The sequence below is a fragment of the Acinetobacter sp. CFCC 10889 genome (assembly GCF_003268395.1).
Taxonomy (GTDB): domain Bacteria; phylum Pseudomonadota; class Gammaproteobacteria; order Pseudomonadales; family Moraxellaceae; genus Acinetobacter.
Genome location: NZ_LQXQ01000009.1, coordinates 21,713 through 42,871, shown reverse-complemented (window position 1 = coordinate 42,871; position 21,159 = coordinate 21,713). Strand labels below are relative to the sequence as shown.

The 21,159-nt window shown below is 36.1% G+C and carries 19 protein-coding genes and 2 pseudogenes; 4 read left to right on the top strand and 17 right to left on the bottom strand.

Features of this window, described 5'->3' with window-relative positions:
- Positions 1-56: 56 nt before the first annotated feature.
- The 4 genes from AVJ19_RS04840 to AVJ19_RS04825 all read right to left on the bottom strand — a co-directional run bounded on the left by AVJ19_RS04840 (position 57) and on the right by AVJ19_RS04825 (position 6,637).
- The gene (locus AVJ19_RS04840; protein ID WP_111858655.1) at positions 57-1,640 is read right to left on the bottom strand and encodes a fatty acyl-CoA synthetase; all 1,584 of its coding nucleotides are present in this window, start codon (positions 1,638-1,640) and stop codon (positions 57-59) included.
- A gap of 367 nt (positions 1,641-2,007) precedes the next feature.
- Positions 2,008-2,772 (bottom strand): DUF481 domain-containing protein, encoded by a 765-nt coding sequence (locus AVJ19_RS04835; RefSeq protein WP_111858654.1) that lies wholly within the window; start codon positions 2,770-2,772, stop codon positions 2,008-2,010.
- A gap of 433 nt (positions 2,773-3,205) precedes the next feature.
- On the bottom strand, positions 3,206-5,356 hold the full coding sequence (locus AVJ19_RS04830; RefSeq protein ID WP_111858653.1) for a TonB-dependent receptor: 2,151 nt from the start codon (positions 5,354-5,356) through the stop codon (positions 3,206-3,208).
- A 282-nt stretch (positions 5,357-5,638) separates the two neighbouring features.
- Positions 5,639-6,637 (bottom strand): hypothetical protein, encoded by a 999-nt coding sequence (locus tag AVJ19_RS04825; RefSeq protein WP_228203290.1) that lies wholly within the window; start codon positions 6,635-6,637, stop codon positions 5,639-5,641.
- A gap of 344 nt (positions 6,638-6,981) precedes the next feature.
- Here AVJ19_RS04825 and fdxA point away from each other — a divergent pair, with 344 nt between their 5' ends.
- The 3 genes from fdxA (at position 6,982) to AVJ19_RS04810 (ending at position 8,990) form a co-directional block, all read left to right on the top strand.
- The gene (gene fdxA, locus AVJ19_RS04820; protein WP_111858651.1) at positions 6,982-7,305 is read left to right on the top strand and encodes a ferredoxin FdxA; all 324 of its coding nucleotides are present in this window, start codon (positions 6,982-6,984) and stop codon (positions 7,303-7,305) included.
- A 134-nt stretch (positions 7,306-7,439) separates the two neighbouring features.
- On the top strand, positions 7,440-8,162 hold the full coding sequence (locus tag AVJ19_RS04815) for a D-Ala-D-Ala carboxypeptidase family metallohydrolase (RefSeq protein WP_111858650.1): 723 nt from the start codon (positions 7,440-7,442) through the stop codon (positions 8,160-8,162).
- Between the two features lie 162 nt (positions 8,163-8,324).
- On the top strand, positions 8,325-8,990 hold the full coding sequence (locus AVJ19_RS04810) for an O-methyltransferase (RefSeq protein WP_111858649.1): 666 nt from the start codon (positions 8,325-8,327) through the stop codon (positions 8,988-8,990).
- A 334-nt stretch (positions 8,991-9,324) separates the two neighbouring features.
- Here AVJ19_RS04810 and AVJ19_RS04805 read toward each other — a convergent pair whose 3' ends face one another.
- From AVJ19_RS04805 to AVJ19_RS04760, 10 genes and pseudogenes are all read right to left on the bottom strand, one after another.
- A complete protein-coding gene (locus AVJ19_RS04805) occupies positions 9,325-10,167 on the bottom strand; it encodes a universal stress protein (RefSeq protein WP_111858648.1) in 843 nt (280 codons plus the stop codon).
- Between the two features lie 132 nt (positions 10,168-10,299).
- Positions 10,300-10,914 (bottom strand): acyltransferase, encoded by a 615-nt coding sequence (locus tag AVJ19_RS04800; protein ID WP_111858647.1) that lies wholly within the window; start codon positions 10,912-10,914, stop codon positions 10,300-10,302.
- Positions 10,907-11,503, bottom strand: coding sequence for an IMPACT family protein (locus AVJ19_RS04795; RefSeq protein ID WP_111858646.1), 597 nt, complete (start codon positions 11,501-11,503; stop codon positions 10,907-10,909). Before AVJ19_RS04795 ends, AVJ19_RS04800 begins: the two co-directional genes overlap by 8 nt.
- Positions 11,504-11,652: 149 nt before the next feature.
- Positions 11,653-12,398, bottom strand: a pseudogene (lptB, locus tag AVJ19_RS04790) (LPS export ABC transporter ATP-binding protein).
- Positions 12,398-12,964 (bottom strand): lipopolysaccharide transport periplasmic protein LptA, encoded by a 567-nt coding sequence (gene lptA / locus AVJ19_RS04785; RefSeq protein ID WP_111858645.1) that lies wholly within the window; start codon positions 12,962-12,964, stop codon positions 12,398-12,400. Before lptA ends, lptB begins: the two are co-directional and overlap by 1 nt.
- Positions 12,951-13,496: an LPS export ABC transporter periplasmic protein LptC gene (gene lptC / locus AVJ19_RS04780; RefSeq protein WP_111858644.1), complete on the bottom strand. Its 546-nt coding sequence runs from the start codon at positions 13,494-13,496 to the stop codon at positions 12,951-12,953. The genes lptA and lptC overlap by 14 nt, the downstream gene beginning before the upstream one ends.
- 43 nt (positions 13,497-13,539) lie before the next feature.
- The gene (locus tag AVJ19_RS04775; protein WP_111858643.1) at positions 13,540-14,079 is read right to left on the bottom strand and encodes a KdsC family phosphatase; all 540 of its coding nucleotides are present in this window, start codon (positions 14,077-14,079) and stop codon (positions 13,540-13,542) included.
- A 3-nt stretch (positions 14,080-14,082) separates the two neighbouring features.
- Positions 14,083-15,059, bottom strand: a pseudogene (locus tag AVJ19_RS04770) (KpsF/GutQ family sugar-phosphate isomerase).
- Positions 15,060-15,239: 180 nt separating this feature from the next.
- Positions 15,240-15,410, bottom strand: coding sequence for an HINT domain-containing protein (locus AVJ19_RS22455; protein ID WP_228203289.1), 171 nt, complete (start codon positions 15,408-15,410; stop codon positions 15,240-15,242).
- Positions 15,411-15,437: 27 nt separating this feature from the next.
- The gene (locus AVJ19_RS04760; protein WP_162626538.1) at positions 15,438-15,989 is read right to left on the bottom strand and encodes a hypothetical protein; all 552 of its coding nucleotides are present in this window, start codon (positions 15,987-15,989) and stop codon (positions 15,438-15,440) included.
- A gap of 310 nt (positions 15,990-16,299) precedes the next feature.
- Between AVJ19_RS04760 and cysS the strand changes: the two genes are divergently transcribed.
- Positions 16,300-17,721 carry a cysteine--tRNA ligase gene (cysS, locus tag AVJ19_RS04750; RefSeq protein ID WP_111858702.1) on the top strand — a complete coding sequence of 474 codons (1,422 nt, stop codon included), beginning with the start codon at positions 16,300-16,302 and terminating at the stop codon, positions 17,719-17,721.
- Between the two features lie 110 nt (positions 17,722-17,831).
- Here the strand turns inward: cysS and AVJ19_RS04745 are convergent, their stop codons facing one another.
- The 3 genes from AVJ19_RS04745 to AVJ19_RS04735 form a co-directional block, all read right to left on the bottom strand.
- The gene (locus AVJ19_RS04745; protein WP_111858640.1) at positions 17,832-18,986 is read right to left on the bottom strand and encodes a sigma-54 interaction domain-containing protein; all 1,155 of its coding nucleotides are present in this window, start codon (positions 18,984-18,986) and stop codon (positions 17,832-17,834) included.
- Between the two features lie 299 nt (positions 18,987-19,285).
- A complete protein-coding gene (locus AVJ19_RS04740; RefSeq protein WP_111858639.1) occupies positions 19,286-20,152 on the bottom strand; it encodes a transporter in 867 nt (288 codons plus the stop codon).
- 258 nt (positions 20,153-20,410) lie between these two features.
- On the bottom strand, positions 20,411-21,157 hold the full coding sequence (locus AVJ19_RS04735; protein WP_111858638.1) for an ABC transporter ATP-binding protein: 747 nt from the start codon (positions 21,155-21,157) through the stop codon (positions 20,411-20,413).
- Between the last annotated feature and the right edge of the window lie 2 nt (positions 21,158-21,159).

The following is a 21,159-nucleotide window of genomic DNA, read 5'->3' as shown; positions in this document are numbered from 1 at the left end:
AATCAACAGACCTATAGCGGATAGGTCTGTTGATGATTTTCATTTAACACATGCTTTTAACTTACTTTGGCTTCATTTTGTTGATAGTGCTGTTTTAATTCTCGTTTTAAAATTTTCCCACTGGCATTTTTCGGTAAAGTTTCTGCAAAATGCACCATTTTCGGCATTTTATAGGCAGATAAATGCTGCGCACAAAATTCAATAATTGCTTTTTCATCCAAAGGCTGCTCAGGATGTAAAATCACAACAGCTGTAACGGCTTCGATCCAACGTGGATGTGGCGTACCAAACACAGCAACTTCTTTTACCGCATCCATACGATAAATAACTTCTTCTACTTCACGTGTTGAGACATTTTCACCGCCTGATTTAACCATATCTTTAATACGATCAACCACAAAAAGATAACCGTGCTCATTAAAATAACCAAGATCGCCACTATGGAACCAACCATATTTAAAACTTTCGGCATTCTTTTCATCATTCTGATCATAGCCTTGTGTCAAATGCACACTGCGATGCACGATTTCACCCACCTCACCTTGTGGCAAGATTTGACCATCTTCCGCCATAATTTGAGTTTCCACATTAAATGCAGGTCTACCCACTGAATTGGCATATTCAAAATGATCTTCAGGATGTAGAACAGTCGCTACAGGTGCCATTTCAGTTTGCCCATAAAATTGCCAAAATCGAATATGAGGTAATTTTTGCAGTAATTCCTCAATCACGGCTTTAGGCATGGCAGATGCACCATAATATGCTTTGCTCAATGAACCCAATTCTGCTGGATTAAATTTTTCAGAGTTGAGCAAAGCGATCCAAGCTGTAGGTGGACAAAATAATTTGGTAATTTTTTCTTTAGCAATGGTATCCAATACCGCTTCTGGATCAAAACGTCTGAAAATATAACTGGTTGTTCCCAAAATCAAATCGACATTTAAAAAAGCATCTAATTGTGCACAGTGATACATCGGAAAGGCATGAATTTCTCGATCATTTGAGCTCATCTGCCCTTCTACCATACAACTGGTATATTGCGCCATTAAAGCTTCACTATTTAATAACACACCTTTCGGCAGCGACTCTGTACCACTGGTATACATCATACGAATCGGCTCATGTGCATGTAGTTCCACCTCAGGCAACGCAATCTCTGTATGCTGTAAAAGCGTATCAAAATTTTGCCATTGTGCTGCAACATTCGATTGATTCAAATCAATCACCACTTGCTGTGGTGGCGTAAAATCAATTTTAGCTAAAGCCTGCTCCATCACAGTACATAAATCATCTTCAACTACCAGCATTTTCGGTTGTGCATGTTGCAATAAATAATTCACTTCTGCTGCATTCAACATAAAGTTAATCGGCACACTGATCACACCGAGTTTGGCTGTCGCATATAATATTGCAGGAAATTGCCAACAATTATGCGAAAAAATCATCACTTTATCGCCTTTGTCTAAACCTTGCTGATGCAAATGCATTGCAATCTGTTCGACACGCTGATGAAATTCTTTAAAACTTATCTGTTGTGCTTGATCAACAAGGGCGATTTTATTGCCAAAGCGTTGTGCACTACGTGTTGGAATATCCGCAATATGCATACGGCGGGCACGTTGAATGTCATTTTGAATCATATTGCAAATCCTTTGCAGTTTTAGCGTTATTGGTCTTAATTTTTTAAATCATTGAAAATAGGAACTAATGTTCCTTTTTTTGAACAAAAAGAAAAATTATTCAGTCCCTTACTGAATTTATCATTGTTGTATTTTTAATCAAGATCACGATTTCTCATTTTTAAATAAAAAATTAGTCTATCGGGTTCATGTTTTTCAAATTTTTAATTGTGATCTTTAAATCAAATAAAAACGACTTCCATGTCGTTCAATCAACTCATCTTATGCTCGTTGCTAAGCTACAAAACATAAAAAAAAGTATTTGCTCTATTTTTTGCCAATTTATCATTATTTTAACATTGACAAATCTCTAATTAACATAATGATTTTAATAGATATACTTCAAACCCACAGATAATAATGAATCTCTCGCATTTCCAATATCTGCTTGTGTATCTTTAATTTGATAGCTCACCAAACCTGAAACCGTATCAGTTAAGTTTGCCCCTACACTGCTTCGAGAACGTAAAATCTGTGATTTATCACCAAACTCATAGCTTAAATCCTGATTAAATTTCACTTTATCATTGAATTTATATTCATAATAGGCAGCAACTGTACCGATCACTTCATTAAAATCATCATAAGGTGCAGAGCGTTCTTTACTATAACGATAACCTACGCCTGCTTCAGCTGTTAATGTTTGCTGGTCATCTTTGAGAAGATCCATGCCGATTCCACCCGTTAAGCTGACTTGGTAATCGAAATTACTCGACAAATCTTTGTCACCTTGTAGTTTTGCAAATTGGTAAATCGTATCTGTACTACGGTGCAATACTTTTCCAGCCAGCATATAACGCTCTACATTACTTCCAGAATCGCCATCATCATTGGCACTCACTGCTTCAGCACGAAGTTCTTGTCCCCATACACCCACTTGACGTTGAAATAATAAATTCGCAGCCAGATTCTCTTTGCTATTACTTTCACCATCTGATTTGGTACTATTCAATAAATAGCTTAAATCCCCCTCAAAACGATAAGGCTTACCTTCTTTCACCTCAACTTTTCCTGTATCAGTACGAGTAGGACCTAAATCAGCAAAACTATAAGTACTATAAGTTGCCAATACTGCAATAAGAAGTTTTTTCATGCGAATCTGTTATCCACGTTCATGTGTTAATTCTGAATATGCTGATCATTTAATCGCATATCATCCGCGCGAAATACTAACTTAATTTCATAAAAATGCAAACTTCATCACATTTTTATTTTATACAAATATTTTGATTCAACCATTTCTTCTATTATAAATACTAATAAGATATTGGTTACTATACTTATTTTCGCCTAAAATGTTTATTTATCTATATAAAATTACTGTTTTACCATCATACCTATAAAGTAAAAGCTGCCAAAAGCAGCTTTTACTTTTAAATACTTTACCTAAATATTCTTTCTAAAAAAGAATCTGTCATTTCAAGCCCTCAACAATAAAAGTATAGAAATCCTATTATCATCATGACAATACTTTAAAATATTGTCAGTTTAAAATAATATGATCAAAGACCCATTTACCCTTTCACTTAAAAATAATAATTCAATTTAAATAAATAATTTCTTGGTGTGCCAGGCATCGAAGCTGAACGCCAATATTCTTTATCTGTTAAATTATTGACAGCAACGGTTGCTCCCCATGATTTGTCTTTATAGCCTAATGCAGCATCTACACGAGTCCAATCTGACATTTTTGTCGTGTTTTCATCAGAAGTATAATAGGACCCCATATAAGTTGCACCAATTTCACCATAGATTTTTTTGGTTGGTAAATAACGAATAAAAAGATTTCCAGTATGTTTAGAAACATTGCGTAAATCATTTCCAGTAAGTTCTGGCTCTACTTTGTCTTCTTTAATTTTGGCATCTGTATAACCATAACCACCACGAATATAAACACTATTGATCAATCTTCCAATGAAACTGAATTCTGCCCCTTTAGACCCATGTTCACCAACCACAATATAAGGCGAGTTGTCATCATCAGGGTCTTCATGATCACGTATGTTATGCTTTTTAATATGGAAAGCTGATAACTGTGTATTCAGTCGTTTATTCAGCCAATCACTTTTGATCCCAACTTCGTATTGATCATTATATTGTGGTTCATAATCAAATGCAGCTAAGTCTGCTGTTGCAGATACAGCACTCACCCCCATACTTCCACCGAAAGGAGCAAAACTTTTACTATATGAAGCATATAAGCTATGTGCAGTAACAGGTTGCCATACAAAACCAATATTTGGACTAAAAGTTTCATGCTCTACAGTTCTGGCTTGCCCATAAGTAGATGAACTTTCAAGTTTGTTTGTTGTTTTTGCTTCATAGTAGTCGTATCTGCCGCCAAGCATGATTTTAACTTGATCATTTAAACTAATAAGATCTTGCAGAAAAACCCCATAATTTGTTCCCTCATTATAATTATGAGAAGTAATAATATGTCCATTGCCACGATTACTAAATCGATCACCAGTTAATGGGTTTGCAAAACCATAAATGAGTGATCCGTCTTGGTTCTTATTTGATAGTAACGGTTCACGTTGCTCATACGTCCAATCTGTACCCATTAAAATATTGTGTTTAATTGGTCCCGTGTTAAATTCACCAGTAATATCCCACGTATTTGAAGTCGTTTTATTTGTGGTTTGTTGCCAATAATAAATTTGATTAATATACCCCTTATAACATCCTTTATCTGTCGCAGTTGGTGTCTTATCCGTCTTACACATTGACCCAGCATAAAAATGGTCAAAATTTTGTTCTGCTTCACGATGACTTAAAGCCCAATGGAACTTCCAATCTGGTGCAAATTCATATTTAACATCTGTTCTTGCTGTTTTTAAAATATCTTCAACAAAATCTCCAGACTGTGCAAAACCCATTTTAGTCGAAGTTCCTTCAGGTAAATTATCATAAGAAGGACCACGGTCTGGAATACGGTTTAAGTCATCATAAGTAAATTCTGTTGTCCATAATAACTTTTCATCATCACTACGATAAGTAAAACTTGGTGATATCATTTCTTCTTTTGTACCAATACTTTCACGGAAGCTATTTGTATCAGATTTTTCACCAACCAATCTTACAGCCCAGTTATCATTTAAAACTTTATTAATATCAACAGCTCCCCCTACATTTTCATAAGAGCCTGCATATACTCCAATCGTACTAGGGGATTCAAAGTTTGCAAATTTAGTCACCATATTGATAACGCCACCACCACCACTACGTCCATATAATACAGAGGCTGGACCTTTTAAAATCTCAATGCGTTCAACATTAGCAGTGCTACGTCTTACTTGACCACTTTCACGAATACCATCTCGATAAATATCACCAGAATCTGCACTAAACCCACGAAGCATGATCCCATCACCACGCATGTCATAAGATGTAGATACACCTGGTGTTCCTTGCAACATGACGCTTAAATCATTTGCACCATAAAGTTTATATTTTGATACATCAATCGTATCAATTGTTTGAGGGATATCCTTTTTATCTAAACCATTCCGAGTCACAGTTGCTTGTTTATAATCCACATATGTTTTAACTGGATCACCTTCTGCCATTGCCTGCATCACAATCGTTGGAAGAGTTGCATAAGTTAAGTCTTGATTTATCTCTAAATTCGCTTTTGTTGTTGATGAAACAAAAAGGAACCCTGTAGAGAGCATCATTAGAGGGAGTTTTTTCTTTGTGTAAAACACACAGACACCAAGTAAATAATAATCATTATTAATTGTATTAACATTTAATACAATATCGCAACAAATTTATAGAATTTATTCAAAATATGTACATTTTTTAATAAGGGTCTATTGCTCTATGATAAAAATCATCGAATCCATGCAAATATATGAACTCAAGAAAGTATGATTGGGTTTTATACTATGGCACTTGCTAGTCAAATCCGCCATTTTACTATCTTGCTATTTTTTAGCCAACAAATGTCAATAACCCTATTTTAATTTTAAAAAATTTTGTTGTTCTAATGTTTGATTCATTTCAAACTGATGCATCGTTTTTTGGATCATATTCAGCATATAAGCACGATTACTTGGTGCTTGTTGCGCTGTTTCTGCCCAGTTATATTGATCCCAATTATTTTCTTTTGAAAGTTGGTGACTCATCGTATCCATATTTTCTAATAAGGTTTTAATAAATGCATGCCCTTTTAATTTGTCATCTTTAAACACTTTACTTCCATCGAGATAAGTACGGTTCAACAAACTTTTCGGCAAACTTAATTGCCCATCAGTTTGATCCGACAATACTGCCAAACGATGCCAAAGATGATTATAGGGCACATTATAAACTTTTTGCTCCAATTCACTTGATATGCTTGGCAAAGGAGTTAAACCATTTCCACCCTGTGTTCCTTGTTTTAACAGCCTTTCCATTAAATTAGTCATCCCCTCCAAATACCATCCACCTTTAAACTGGCTATAACCATATTGGTAAAGATGAAAAATCTCATGTGTTACTGTAGTCCAATTATTACGAGGAAAACCCTCTAAATTATGTCGAATAACCAATAGCAACGCACATTTATTTTCTTTTGACGCTTTATTTATCCAATGACTTGGAAGTTCATATGCAACGCCATTCCCAGACATTTTCAACACATGAATATCAATATAATGTGCAACATTTTTATAACGTGCACTTTGTAAAGGATGTTTAAAACCTAAAACAGTTAATGCATCTGTAGTTGCATTTGCCTGTATCGCAATATTTTCAACATAATCAGGAATTTGGTTATGGTTTAAATCAGTCTGATCTGGAATATAATGCTCATTATCAACCTGAGAGGAATAATAAATTCTAAATTGATTGGATTTATACACACGATCTAAAGCAGATAAAGTCGATTTTGGTGTATTACATATAGATGCTGCACTGACTTGCATACAGCACAAGATACTTGTAAATAAAGTACTATATATTTGTATTTTCATACGAATCTCTTTTTTTAATTTGAAATATTTTTAACAATTTATCAAAAAGTAACTACATTTTAACTATCGCTGATTTTTTCTATCAATCTCATATTCGAACATTGTAAATCGAGTTAAACCACTTCCAATAAATTCAGCTAAACAATGCTGAATTATTGCTATTAAAGTCATTTTAGCCACAAACTTTACATTTTTGAGTAAAAAAAATACAGCTTATTGGTTTTATAGTTAATTTAGCAGCCATTTATATAACAAATATCAATAAAAGCAATTGTTACTTGCACCCTTTTTTGCCTAAAATAGACCATTATTAATTAGAACCATATTTTTAGGTAGCTGACGCCATGACCTTTGTTGTCACTGAAAATTGTATTAAGTGTAAATACCAAGACTGCGTAGAAGTATGCCCTGTAGACTGCTTCTATGAAGGACCAAACTTCCTCGTCATCAATCCAGATGAATGTATTGACTGTGCATTATGTGAACCAGAATGCCCAGCAAATGCAATCTTCTCAGAAGATGAGTTACCAGAAGGTCAAGAAGTCTTTATTGAACTCAATGCAGAACTTGCTGAAAAATGGCCGAATATCACACAAATTGGTGATCAGCCTGAAGACCGTGAAGACTGGAACGGTAAACCAGACAAACTGCAATATTTAGAAAAATAATGCATAAAAAGATCAGCCTAGCTGATCTTTTTTTATACGCTCAACTGTATTTGTACATTTGTTTGCAATTTATACAGATTCTCTCCTAAAAATTAGAATAAAATAGTGTGTTAATTCACAAGTACACATATAGAATGAAAGATATTTTGAAGGGCTTTTTAGCCATCAGCATAGTTCCAATGATGATGATCGGATGTACATCCACCCCTCAAAAAGGTCAGACCATCGGAACACCTACACAAAGCCAACGTATTTATATTCCACAAGAAAAAGTAGTTGTGCAACATACTGTGCCACAAAAAGTCATGCCTGCATCTTATCGCTATTGGCTAATGCAAGGTGATAACCAAGCCCGTGCACGTGAATATGAACGTTATTTAGAACAGAATAATGTGGGCAATATCATCCCAAGTTTTGAGTTATTTAAAACTGCACGTGATTGGCAAAAATGTGGTCGTTCTGAATATATGATTCCCAGTCGCGAAGTTTGGGCAAACCAAGTCCCTACCCTACGTGTATTTAAATACCTAGTCGCATCTAAGGTCTTAACCGACTTTGAAGTCACTTCAGTTTATCGCGATTTACCCCTAAATCAATGTGCGGGTGGTGCAGGTTCATCTCGCCATTTGTTTAACTCTGCCATCGACTTCCGAATTGGACCAGCTTACCCACAAGCACAAGATTATGCTTATATTGAAAATACCAAATTTAAACTGTGTCAGTTTTGGTCACAGTATGGTCAAAACTTTAATATGGGCTTAGGCTTATATGCAACAGGTCAAATTCATATTGATACACAAGGTTATCGTACTTGGGGACCTGATCACAGTCGTAACAGTTCAATGTGTAATTTCTAAATTTAACGAAACAATCAAGAGGTCAACAGACCTCTTTTTTGATATTTACATCTTGAAAAAGCTAATTCCCTACTGAAAAAGATCAACTAGAATTGCACTCTACGCTCAAAAGTTTAAAATGCAGCTAGTTCAAAATTGCCAATCTTATTCAGGTGAAATAATATGCAACAAATGTGGTCAGACATCGATACTTATATCGAATCACATTTAATTCCAGAAGATCCTATTCTCACTCAAACGCTCAAGCATACAGATGAACGTGGCTTTCCTGATCATTTGGCAGTGGCGCCAAATCAAGGTATGCTGCTGCAAATGCTAATTCAAATGAATAAATGCAAACGGGTTTTAGAGTTAGGCACTTTTGCAGCATATAGCACCATGTGGTTAGCACGTGCCCTACCTAAGGATGGCTACATCTTAACGATCGAAGGTCGAGATACTCATGCCGCTTTGGGACAGGAAAATATTGACAATGCAAAACTACCTCAAACAATTGATCTCAGAGTTGGTCGTGCAGCTGATATTTTAAAAGCCTTACCTGCTGATACCGAAGCCTTTGACTTTATTTTTGTCGATGCAGACAAACAAAGCTATCCTGAATATTTAGAGTTAAGTTTAAATTTATCACATTCGGGAACGATCATTGTTTTGGACAATGTGATCCGTGCAGGCGATATTTTAGATCCTGAAAATGTCAAACCAAGCATTGAAGGCATTCGTGAAATATATCGTGCCATGCAAAATCATCCAAAAATTTTATCATGTACTGCGCTACAAACTGTCGGTAGCAAAGGACATGATGGTTTTGCGATTGCAATTGTCAAGTAATCGTTTTTTCATCTTAATAAATACATTTTTCTAATTAATCTCTTCACCATACAAAATCAGGATAAAACCTTAAATTTTGTATCAAAGTTTAAAATAAGTTATCCACTAAAGCTGTTTGTAGTTCTGTGGATAACTTATTTAAAACACAACAAATCACTGAATTTAAATAACTTTTATTTAAAGTTTATTTTTTAAACAATAAAACCCCAACCTAAAATATTTTTAAGTTTTATTACAAAATCAAGTCAATTCATCTTATTTCTGAGATTTTCAGATCAAAGATGACATGGTTTTTTTCAATTATGCCATCTTTTAAGTCTAAGGCAGTAAGTGTTTATTTCACCACCAAAAGCGGTACATTGGCATTACGAAAAATGGTTGTGGTGACACTGCCTAAGAAAAACTGATGAATTTTACTGTGACTAAATGCACCTAAAACAATCAATTGAATCTGATGTTGATTTTGATAGTCTAAAATATTTTCAGCCACATCACCATAACGATACTCAATCACTACATCTAAACCTGCTTCTTTTAAACGATTTGCAGGTTCATTTAAGATCTCTGGATGGTCTCCAACATAAAGTAAATGGCATTGTAATTGACGTAGTAAATCACTTTTCGCCACACGTTCGAGCATTTTCTGACAGGTTTCTGAATATTCATAAGCAAAAATAAAGCGTGTTGGTGCTTTAAAGTTGGCACCAACTGTTAGCACAGTACATTTTGCACCACGAATAAAGTTTTCGACATTACTGCCCATGGCTTTATTTTTTTCTGCAGAACGTTCACCAACTCGACCAATCACCACAAAGTCATCTTCACGTAGGACACTAAAGCCTTGTTCAAGAAAATCACCTTTTTCTTGGATCTGTGTAGGAGTGATAGCATATTTTTGTTGAATCATTTCAGAAATATGTTTTAAGAGATTATTACTATAATCCAGTGCCAATTCACTTTGTTTCTGCTCTAGCTCAGCAAGTTCTTTCAGTAACATCGCATTACTTTCAAAACCAATGACACCACTGATTTCGCCTAAGTGATAACTCGCAGGATAATAGTCAAGCACTTGTAAAAGCACTAATTCTCGTTGAGTTTTTTGGGCAATCCATGCCGCAGCCTCTGCCAATGCATTAATGCAAGGTGAAGAATCAATACATGCTATTACACGTTTCATAGTCGCCTCTCTCTGGCATGACAGCCCTAGGTCTCTTTCTTATCTATAAAAGTAACATAACTTTTTTATGCTTTGGGCATGATCATGTAATTAATTTCATTAAAATATAGCGAATTTGTACAAAATGATAATCTAGTCACGGTATCGAATAAAACGTGCAGGATTTCCGACAACTATTTCTCTTTCAGCAATATTTTTAGTCACCATACTATTCATTCCGACTACTGCATGAGCACCAATTGAAATGCCATCTTTGATCCCAACATGTGCACCCAACCAAACATCTTTGCCGATTTCAATGCCTTTTGAAGTCACAGCTTGTTGATAAATAGGCTGATTTAAATCCATACCATGATCAAAAGCATATAAATGACAATACGCTGCGATACGTACCTGATCATGTAGTTTGATCCCAACACGCCCACCATCCAAAATACAATGATGATTAATCGCCACTTCATTGCCAATCTCTAACGGACCATGCAAAGTGCAATCTGCTGCGATAAAAGTATTATCACCGATCTTGATCGTGCGTCCAGGCTCAGCAAAAATATGTGCTAAAGGTGAAATAAAACAGTTTTCACCAATTTCAACAGTTTCCATATCCATTAAATATTGCTGATATTCCTGTTGCCATTGCTCTGCCCAAACACGATTTTTGGGCTTAAGTGAATAGTACAACCACGGCATATAATTTAAACGATGCTTATGTTGCTCACGATATTTTAATAAACGCTCTTCAGTCATTTTCATCATCCATGACTTTTAAATTTTCTCGTCCACGTGTGACATGTTGGATTTTTTCAGCTAAAGGTATGATTTGATGTACTTGCAAACGTGCAACAACCTCAACACCATCAGCATGATATTGTTCAGTAAACTCAATGCCTTGTTGATTTAATTCATATTGAAAGATTGACCATTCATTAAACAAACATTGAAAATGTACATCTTTTTTTTCTATCAGTTCAATTTTTTCCGCCAAAAGTAAACATTGTCCTGCCGAGCCACCATAGGCACGTACCAAACCACCTGTACCCAGCTTAATGCCACCATACCAACGATTTACCAACACAATAGTATTGGTCAGTTCATTGCCTTCGATAGTAGCTAAAATCGGTCGACCTGCTGTACCTGATGGCTCACCATCATCATTAAATCGAACGTTATGACCTATTTTCCATGCCCAACATTGATGTGTTGTTGATACATCTAAATGTTTTTCTAAAAAGTCTTTCACTGCTTGCTCATTTTCAACAGGAGCAGCAATGGCTTGAAAACGACTTTTTTTAATGTCTTCTTCAAAAAAAACTTCAGTAGCAAGCGTAAATGGCATAAATTTAATAGATGAAATCGTCAATCAATCAGCAGTATAACCTATTTTATTTTGAATGCTGTAATCTGTTTTATTTGTAAGAGTTTGAATAAAAAAATAAAAAAGAGAGCATCTAGCTCTCTTTCATCATTCGATACAATGTAAAGTACTTACACTGTAAAATCATCACCAAGATAAACTTCACGCACTGTTTCATTTGCCAACACAGCTTCTGGAGTACCTTCAGCAATCACTGCACCTTCACTGACAATATAGGCATGTTCACAAATCGCCAACGTTTCACGCACGTTATGGTCGGTAATCAACACACCAATGCCACGACCTTTGAGCTGACGAATAATATCTTTAATATCTCCGACAGAAATTGGATCGACCCCAGCGAAAGGTTCATCAAGCAACATAAATTTTGGATCTGCTGCCAAAGCACGGGCAATTTCCGCACGGCGCGCTCACCACCCGACACACTCATACCCAAAGAATCTTTAATATGAGTGATTTTAAAATCTTCCAATAATTCTTTTAGGCGTTGTTGACGTTGCTGCTTATTTAAATCTTTACGGGTTTCCAAGATCGCCATGATATTTTCAGCAATGGTCAATTTTCTAAAAATAGACGCTTCTTGTGGTAAATAACCAATGCCTTTTCTTGCCCGCTGGTGCATAGCAAGGTCTGAGATGTCTTCATTGTCTAAATGAATTTCACCTTTGTCCATACGCACCAAACCGACCACCATATAGAAACTTGTGGTTTTCCCCGCACCATTTGGTCCAAGTAGTCCCACAATCTGACCACTCTGCATACTAAATGAAACGTCTTTTACCACCCAACGTTTGCTATACACTTTTGCCAAGTGTTTGATACATAAGGTTTGCGGTTGGTTTGATGCTTCAGTCATTAATCACGTGCCCCTGGGAAAGATTTACTTGCATTCGGTGGAATAATGATTTGTACACGACCATTGCTTGTGCCTGAAGTTCCAGCACTGCCATTCGCCTCAATATCACCTTTATTCATGCTGTATTTTAAAGTACCACTACGAATGCTTGCACCGTTTTGATTTAAATACGCATTACCAATCAAGTTAATGATCCCTGTTTCAGCGTTATACACGATTTTTTGGGCTTGACCACGTGCAATACCTTTTGCTGTATCCACTTGTTGTTCGAATTTTGCAGGTGAACCATTGGCAGTGATGGTACTGATTTGTTTGTCTTTATTGAGCTGAGCCACGATTGATGCTGCTTGTAACTTCATGGTACCTTGCTCAATCACAACATTGCCTGTATAGGTGGTCACACCTGTACGTTCATTGTATGTTGCTTTATCTGCAACCAATGAAATTGCTTGATTACGGTCAGAAGGTAATGCAAATGATGCCGCTGAAACACAACATAAACCTGCAAACCACAAAGATTGTTTTAGGAAAGTTTGTGGTTGGGATAAAAATTTAGTTAGGTACATACTTTCCTCGAATATGTGAAAATTCGTATTCACCTGTGGTTAAATTTGCGTTTAAACCTTGGCTGATAAATGATGCATTAGGTGCGGTAACAGTCACCTGTTCATTGGTTTCTAACAAATGAGTTTTTGGATAAACTGTGAGTTGATCAGTTAAAAATACCAACTGCCCTTGTTCACCTAGTTTTGTCGCTTTCACTTCACCTGTCAAAATGACTTTTTGGTTATCTTCATAACCATTGGCTTGTTTGGCATAAAATGTGGAATTTACCTGATTATTTTCATACATCGAAGCATTTAAATTAGCAAATTTTGACGTTTCTTGTTTCAAATCTTGCTCTAAATGATCAACCGTTGCACGCACATGTAAATTGCCATTTTCATCAGTTTGTACGACATGAATACCCTCAGCAGAATAGGTCATGTTTTGTGCAGCATCTGCATCCAACTTTTTACCTTTTCCACTGTAATAGTAATAACCACCACTGATTGCTGCAATCAGCACTGCGGTGACATACAACGCTTTAGTATCCATAAAGACTCATCAACATACTGAATTTAAATACAGGACTGCATTATTAATGTGGGATTGAAGTGAATTTTTCAAGGAGTTCTTGGTAAACGCCTTTTGACATCAATAACATATCACACACTTCACGCACTGCTCCACGCCCACCCATTGCTTGTGTTACAAGGTCTGCACGGCGGCGTACCTCAACATGACCATTTGGTACAGTGACTTTCATCCCCGCAATAGCAAATGCAGATAGATCAGGCCAATCATCCCCCATATAGAGGCAATCTTCTGGGTCGATGGCGAGCTGTGCACAAGCTTCACGTAAAGCTACACCTTTGTCTTCACGCCCTTGATACACTAAGTCTACACCTAAGTCAGACATACGTTTTTCAACGATATTACTTTTTCGACCTGTGATAATGATAACTTTGATGCCTGCTTGCTGCACCAATTTCATACCTAAACCATCACGAATATCAAAAGATTTGATTTCATCGCCTGAATTAGTCAAGGTGACAAAACCATCACTTAAAATACCATCTACATCCAAAACCAACGCTTCAATATGACGTGCTTGTTCCAATAAAACATAAGAAGCCATGGTTTAGTTTACTCCTGCTTGAATTAAATCGTGCATACTAATCACACCAATCACTTTATTGGCATCATCCACCACGATAAATTGACTAATTTTCTTTTCATTCATTTTTTCTAAGGCTTCTACTGCACGTGCCTCTTGCGAAATCGTGGAAGGATGTTGAATCATCACATCAGATACTGGCAAATTCACATCAAAGCCTTGTTGTTTATCAATCAAACGGCGTAAATCACCATCAGTAAAAATACCCAATAATGTGTCATTTTCATCCACGATGGTGGTTAAACCTAAGCGTTTATTGGAAATTTCATACAATACTTTATTCATTGGGGTATCAGGTGATACTTTTGGTAGCTCCTCACCTGTATGCATTAAATGTTTGACATGCAATAACAGGCGTTTACCCAATGCACCCGCAGGATGCGAACGGGCAAAATCATCTGAGGTAAAACCACGTGCTTCCAACAAGGCAACGGCAAGCGCATCACCCAATGCCAAAGTCGCAGTCGTGCTTGAAGTTGGCGCAAGACCGAGCGGACACGCTTCTTGAATATCACCCAAAGTTAATGCCACATCGGCATTTGCGGCATAGGTCCTTTGTCATGACCACTAATAGTAATTAAAGGCACACCTACATGCTTGATCAATGGCATCAACATCATGATTTCATCGCTTTTGCCCGAATAGGAAATCGCAATTAAAACATCGCCTTTGACCAACATACCCAAGTCGCCATGCCCTGCTTCCCCTGGATGCATAAAGAATGATGGCGTACCAGTTGATGCAAAGGTTGCCGCCATTTTACGTCCGATATGACCTGACTTACCCATGCCTGTGATCACTAAACGCCCTTTGCACTGTAAAATGATTTCACAAGCTTGGCTAAAGCGTTCATCAATTTGAGATGCTAGGACTTCTAAAGCATGCTCTTCGATACTGAGGGTTTCGAGTGCAACTTTTTGAAAATCAATCTGATTCGGTATATTTGGAGGATTCAAAGTCGATTTACCTGATCTTTGCGAGAGGATCACTCTCTGCAAGCAAAAAATAATTTTGGCAATTTTATCATAGCTATGCAGCTAAGGTATTTTCTAAATGTATAAATTTCATTTTCTTAGCAAAGAATGTGCATAATTTATGTAGAGTGGCAGAATTTACGATTTTTATTGATGCACCCACAAACCTTGTTCACCTACAAAGTAGGTATGATCATCTTCAACTTCAAAATTATATACTGTTGCTATATCCATTTTTGAATTAAATAATGAGTTATCACCCCAACGCTTAGCAATTAAACGCAATCCTTGTGCAGAATCAGTATCTTGATATTTCAATGCTGTATATCAGGATAGATCTAAAAGTTAAGTGTTATAACCTCTAAATTCATAGGGCTGATCAAAAACTATTTTGGCATCACGTTTTGTAAGTTTACGGTATATTCTTCCATAATGATCACTGTCCGAATAAGTTGTTAAAGCTTCCAAAATATACTGCTTTATTTCTTCTTCTCGATTCTGTATCAATTCAGGTAGTACTAAAGGTTCTACTAAATATGTACGCTGATACCATGTGTTACCATTATCTAATAGTCCTTGATCATAATCATCATAAAAATTGATCAAAATCATATAATGCTCAAAAAATAAAACCCATGCATCAGGTGTTTGACAGTAATTATAATCACCATCGCATTCATGTATCATTAATAAAACTATTTTTCTTTCATCATCACTGACTATATATGCGCCACGAGAACCAATAGAACAAATCTCTCTATAACGCTTATCTCCTAAGTGAGCATATGCGTAATTATGCGTCTCTAAGATTTCCTTAGGTGTTTCTTCCATATATCGCTGATCTAAATCAATAATTTTTTGATAGTCAGCATCATCTTTTTTTACATATTTATACACGAAATTCATTCTATTTTCTCACTTTATTGATAATTTCATTATGGTTTAACAAATTATGGGAATTGCTACCAAACCTTTCTATGTACTAATTTTCCTGCACCAAAACCACTCTTTTTATTCATTGTATTGTCCCAATGATCGCACGTTTGTGGTTATTCAAAATTTGTTCTTAGGCTTAAACATCCATTATTTAAAAGTATTCGCCTTAAAATGCAAGCAAAAAAACCTTGTTTCTTTTGATTTTAACTTTATGAAAAAAAATGCATAGGTTAAGATGACTCACCATTTTCATGAAGCATTTAGAAAACCTATGCAACCTTTTGTTCTTTACAACTCTGAGCAACGTAAAAAAGTTGAATTTGTTCCACGTAAAGAAGGACATATCGACATGTATGTATGTGGTATGACGGTTTACGATTACTGTCATATTGGACATGCGCGTGTCATGGTTGCATTTGACTACATTATTCGCTTTTTGCGTAGTCAAGGTTGGAATGTTAAATATGTGCGTAATATCACGGATATTGATGACAAAATCATTGCTCGTGCCAATGAAAATGGTGAAACGATTACAGCATTGACTGATCGCTTCATTAAAGCCATGAATGATGATGCTGCACGTTTGGGCTGTGCTGAACCTGATGAAGCACCACGTGCAACAGATTACATCGACCAAATGCAAAACATGATTGGCAACTTGGTCAATAAAGGCACAGCGTATCCTTCAAGTAATGGCGATGTGTATTTTGAAGTTGAAAAATTTGCCAAATATGGTCGCCTTTCAGGTCGTAAACTTGAAGATATGCAGGCAGGCGCATCTGAACGTGTTGATGTCGAAGTTGAGAAAAAACATCCATTTGACTTTGTGCTATGGAAACATGCCAAAGAAAATGAACCATCTTGGGCGTCACCTTGGGGCAATGGTCGTCCGGGGTGGCATATTGAATGTTCTGCGATGTCAACGTGCTGCTTGGGTAATCATTTCGATATTCATGGTGGTGGTTCAGATTTAACTTTCCCGCATCATGAAAATGAAATTGCACAATCAGAAGCGTCTACAGACGAACAATATGTGAATTATTGGATGCATGTCGGTTTCATCAATGTCGATGGTGAGAAAATGTCGAAGTCTCTAGGCAATTTCTTTACCATCCGTGATGTGATGGAAAAATTCCATCCTGAAGTGATTCGCTATTTCATTGTATCTTCACACTATCGTAGCCCTGTAAACTTCTCTGACTTTGCATTGAAAGAAGCGAAAAATGCACTCACTCGTTTCTATCATGCCTTTAAAGCCTATGAACAAGTCTATGGTAATCAAAGCACTGAAACTGTAGATGAAACTTTAGTTGAGCGTTTCAATACAGCGATGCGAGATGATTTCAATACCTCAGAAGCACTTGCTGTGTTATTTGAAGTGATTAAAGAACTCAATCGTGCCGTCAAAGAAGAAAATGCAGATCAAGCTGCGGTTTACTATTCGACTTTACGTTACCTCACTCATATTTTGGGTTTAGGTCAACACAATGTCGATGACTTCTTAAAGTCTGATATTGGTCAGGAAGCACTCGGTCTGTCTGAAAGCGATATCGAGGATTTAATTCAACAACGTGTTGATGCAAAGAAAGCCAAAGATTTTGCTAAAGCGGATGGTATTCGTCAGTCTTTGCTTGATCAAGGTGTGGTGTTGGAAGATACCCGTCAAGGGACAATTTGGCGTCGTGCGGATTAAGTATTAAAGCTTTGCTGTAAAAAACCTGATCTCATGAGATCAGGTTTTTATTTTAAATATATTCCGAATAAAAATAATATGAATATGTGCCATTTATAAATACTGATATTTTACTTTCCATCCACAATTAAATGATGGCGTTTTAATAATGTACGCACCATATTACGAGAAATACCGAGTTTTTCCGCCGTTTTTACTTGATTATAATATGTCGCAGAATAAGCTGAAGTAATGGTTAAACGCTCAATATGTTCCCAAACATCCTGTTGCAATTGCTCATCTTTAAAAATTTTAGACAATGCCAAAGCGATTATTTCTAAAGAAGAAGGTGTTGCACTTAATTCATTTTGATTAAATTGTTGATGATCATTAGGTGAATGAGGCTTCTGAGCAACTTGAGAAAATTTACTTTGAGAAAGCATTATCTCAGAATCGTGGGTAATGTTTTGTGTCTTTAACTTTAAATGTTCTACTTGAATCATGCCATCATCGGACATTAACACAGCGTAATGAATCACATTTTCTAATTCTCGAATATTACCATGCCACTTATATTCCAATAATGCAGCAAGTGCGATGGGTTCAATATCAAAATGATGTTCGATCTTATATTTATGTTGATACACTGTTATAAAGTGCTTTACCAAAGGTAAAATATCGCCTTTTCGTTCTCTTAATGGTTTTAAATCAATTGTGGCAATATTTATTCTAAATAATAAATCTTGTCTAAAATTTGAAACTTGTACAGCCTGATTTAAATCAATATTGGTGGCTGAAATAATTCTAACATTAATTGGAATCGGATGACGCGCACCAACACGTGTCACTTCTTTTTCTTGCAAAACTCTTAGTAATTTTACTTGTAAATTTAAAGGTAAATCCCCAATTTCATCTAAAAATAAAGTTCCACCATCTGCAACCTCAAACCAACCTTTACGCTGTCCAACTGCCCCAGTAAATGAACCCGCTTCATGCCCAAACAATTCACTTTCTGCCAATTGCTCATTGATCGCACCACAATTGACAGATACAAAAGCCCCTTTACGACCACTCAAAGCATGAATATGTCGTGCAACCAATTCTTTACCTGTGCCTGTTTCACCGTAAATCAAAATCGGCGCTTCACTTGGTGCAAGTCGTTCAATTATTTTTAATAGATGTTTAGAGATTGGATCATGAAATACAAATGCTTTGGCACGTACACTCGACACTTGAGGGTGCTCACGCTCAAATGTAAATACACGCTCTGAAGATTTTATATTCATTGAAACCAACCTATTTTTTTGAATTTTTACGTTGGTTTAAGCATAGTACAGCTTTATTCACTACTTTATATAAATATCATGCTTCAATATTCATTATTTTCTTATACATAAAATGAGAATTTATTATATAAATTATTTTAAAATTTAAAAAACAAGATGTTGAATTTCATTTATCACTAATCTCAACATTTTCATCCATTCAAATCAAAAATACTTTTAAAAGATAAAGCAAAATCCTTTTGCTTATCTATCTATTTTATAAAATACCCTTGCGATCAACTCGCATTGGCATCACTTCATTAGAATACTTTTAACAAACGAAGATTAACTCGATTATCCTCTTTAAACCCATTTTCCACATCAAAATCACGACCATAATTTAAAATCACATTGGTCGTACTGGTTGGAGAATATGCTGTACCTACCCAAAATTTGCTTTGTTTATAGCTGTCCGTCGTTTGACCTCTCAGCTTGGTATCCCCTGCATCAAGATAAGATAATCCTGCTCGTAAATCCCATTGATCATTTAAAAAATAGCGAGTGTTAGTTTGTAACTGATAACCCACATCTTGTTTTAATTTACCACCACCTGCAATATCATCATTTGCACCATAAAAAATAACATCAGCAGCGACATCCCATGCGATTTTGGGAGTAATTCGTGTACTGTATTCGGCTTGAACATCTAATTTATAACGATTTTCACCAATATTTAATGCATCATTTTTTGAATAATCCCCTGTTGGTAAATATAAATAAGGCGTGATTCCAAAATAACTTTTACTTTCAGCATCATTGAGTAACCATACAGGTGCAGCAACAATGATATCGCCTAAGCTACTTGCATCACCTAAGCTTGAAATATCCCCCTTTCCTTCTAGTTTTCCAAAAGGAATCAGCACTTGGGGGGCAACACGAAAACCTGCAATATCGGTATAGTGTACAAATCGTGCGATGCCAATATTGGATTCTAATTTGGGATGACCAGCCTGTTTATCGCTGCCAACATAACTAGAATCACGTGTGGCATGTTGTAAATATAACAGTGCCAAACTCGTTCCTGCAGGTGCAACATCATAATCCCCTGCATCCACATCTACAGCTTTTGCCTGCACAGCCAGTAATGTTAAAAGTGCCGTTGTTAATATTTTTATTTGATTGTTCATCAAAAGATTCCTCGAAAATAATCGTATCAATAAAGCGTGTATAAAATTCACCTCTGTAGTAACGCAATCTTTATGCCAAATATTAAATTATTGATTTTTAATATTTTTATTTATATGTGATTATTTTCAAACATGCTAGCTTTGCATATTTCCAACGATTTGTTGCTTTTCAAACAGTTAAGTTTCCCATCATTTTGATGAGCAATAAAAAACTCGCATCAGAATGCGAGTTTCTAAATAAATCTAGACTTTAGTGATTTAAGAAGCTTTTTGTCCAAAATATACTTGTTGAATTACACCACTTTCATAAAGTTGTTTGGTATGACCTGAAGTCTGCACATGACCATTTTCGATCAAGTATGCAAAATCGGTGAAATCCTGTGCCAAACGAATATTTTGCTCTGCCACTAAAAAACTCATCCCTTCATGTTGTTTTAAATGCTGAATTAACGTAAAAATTTCAGAACTAATCTTGGGTGCTAAACCCATCGATGGCTCATCCAACAACACCAGTTTAGGCTGTGTCATCAAAGCCCGCCCTATTGCCAACATTTGCTGTTCACCACCAGAGGTATAGCCTGCAAATGTGGCTTTTTTATCCGCCAATCTTGGAAAATAATGATAGATTTTTTCCAATGCAGTTTTTAATTTGGCGTTGGAAAGATGCCGTACAAAAGCGCCCGTTTTTAGATTTTCCTCCACTGTAAGGCTAGCAAAACAATGCCGTCCTTCAAGCACTTGAACTAAACCATCCTGCACCAATTGGCTTGGATTCGACTGTAAAATAGATTGCCCTTGATAGAAAATATTTCCTTGTAAAATAGCCCCATTCTCACTCGCCAATAACTGAGAAATCGCCTTTAAGGTTGTACTTTTTCCTGCACCATTCGCCCCAAGCAAAGCCACGATTGCACCTTGAGGTACAGCCAAACTCACTTGCTTGAGTGCTAAAATGCTCTGATCATAAATCACTTCAATATTTTGCACATCAAGCAAATTTGTCATGA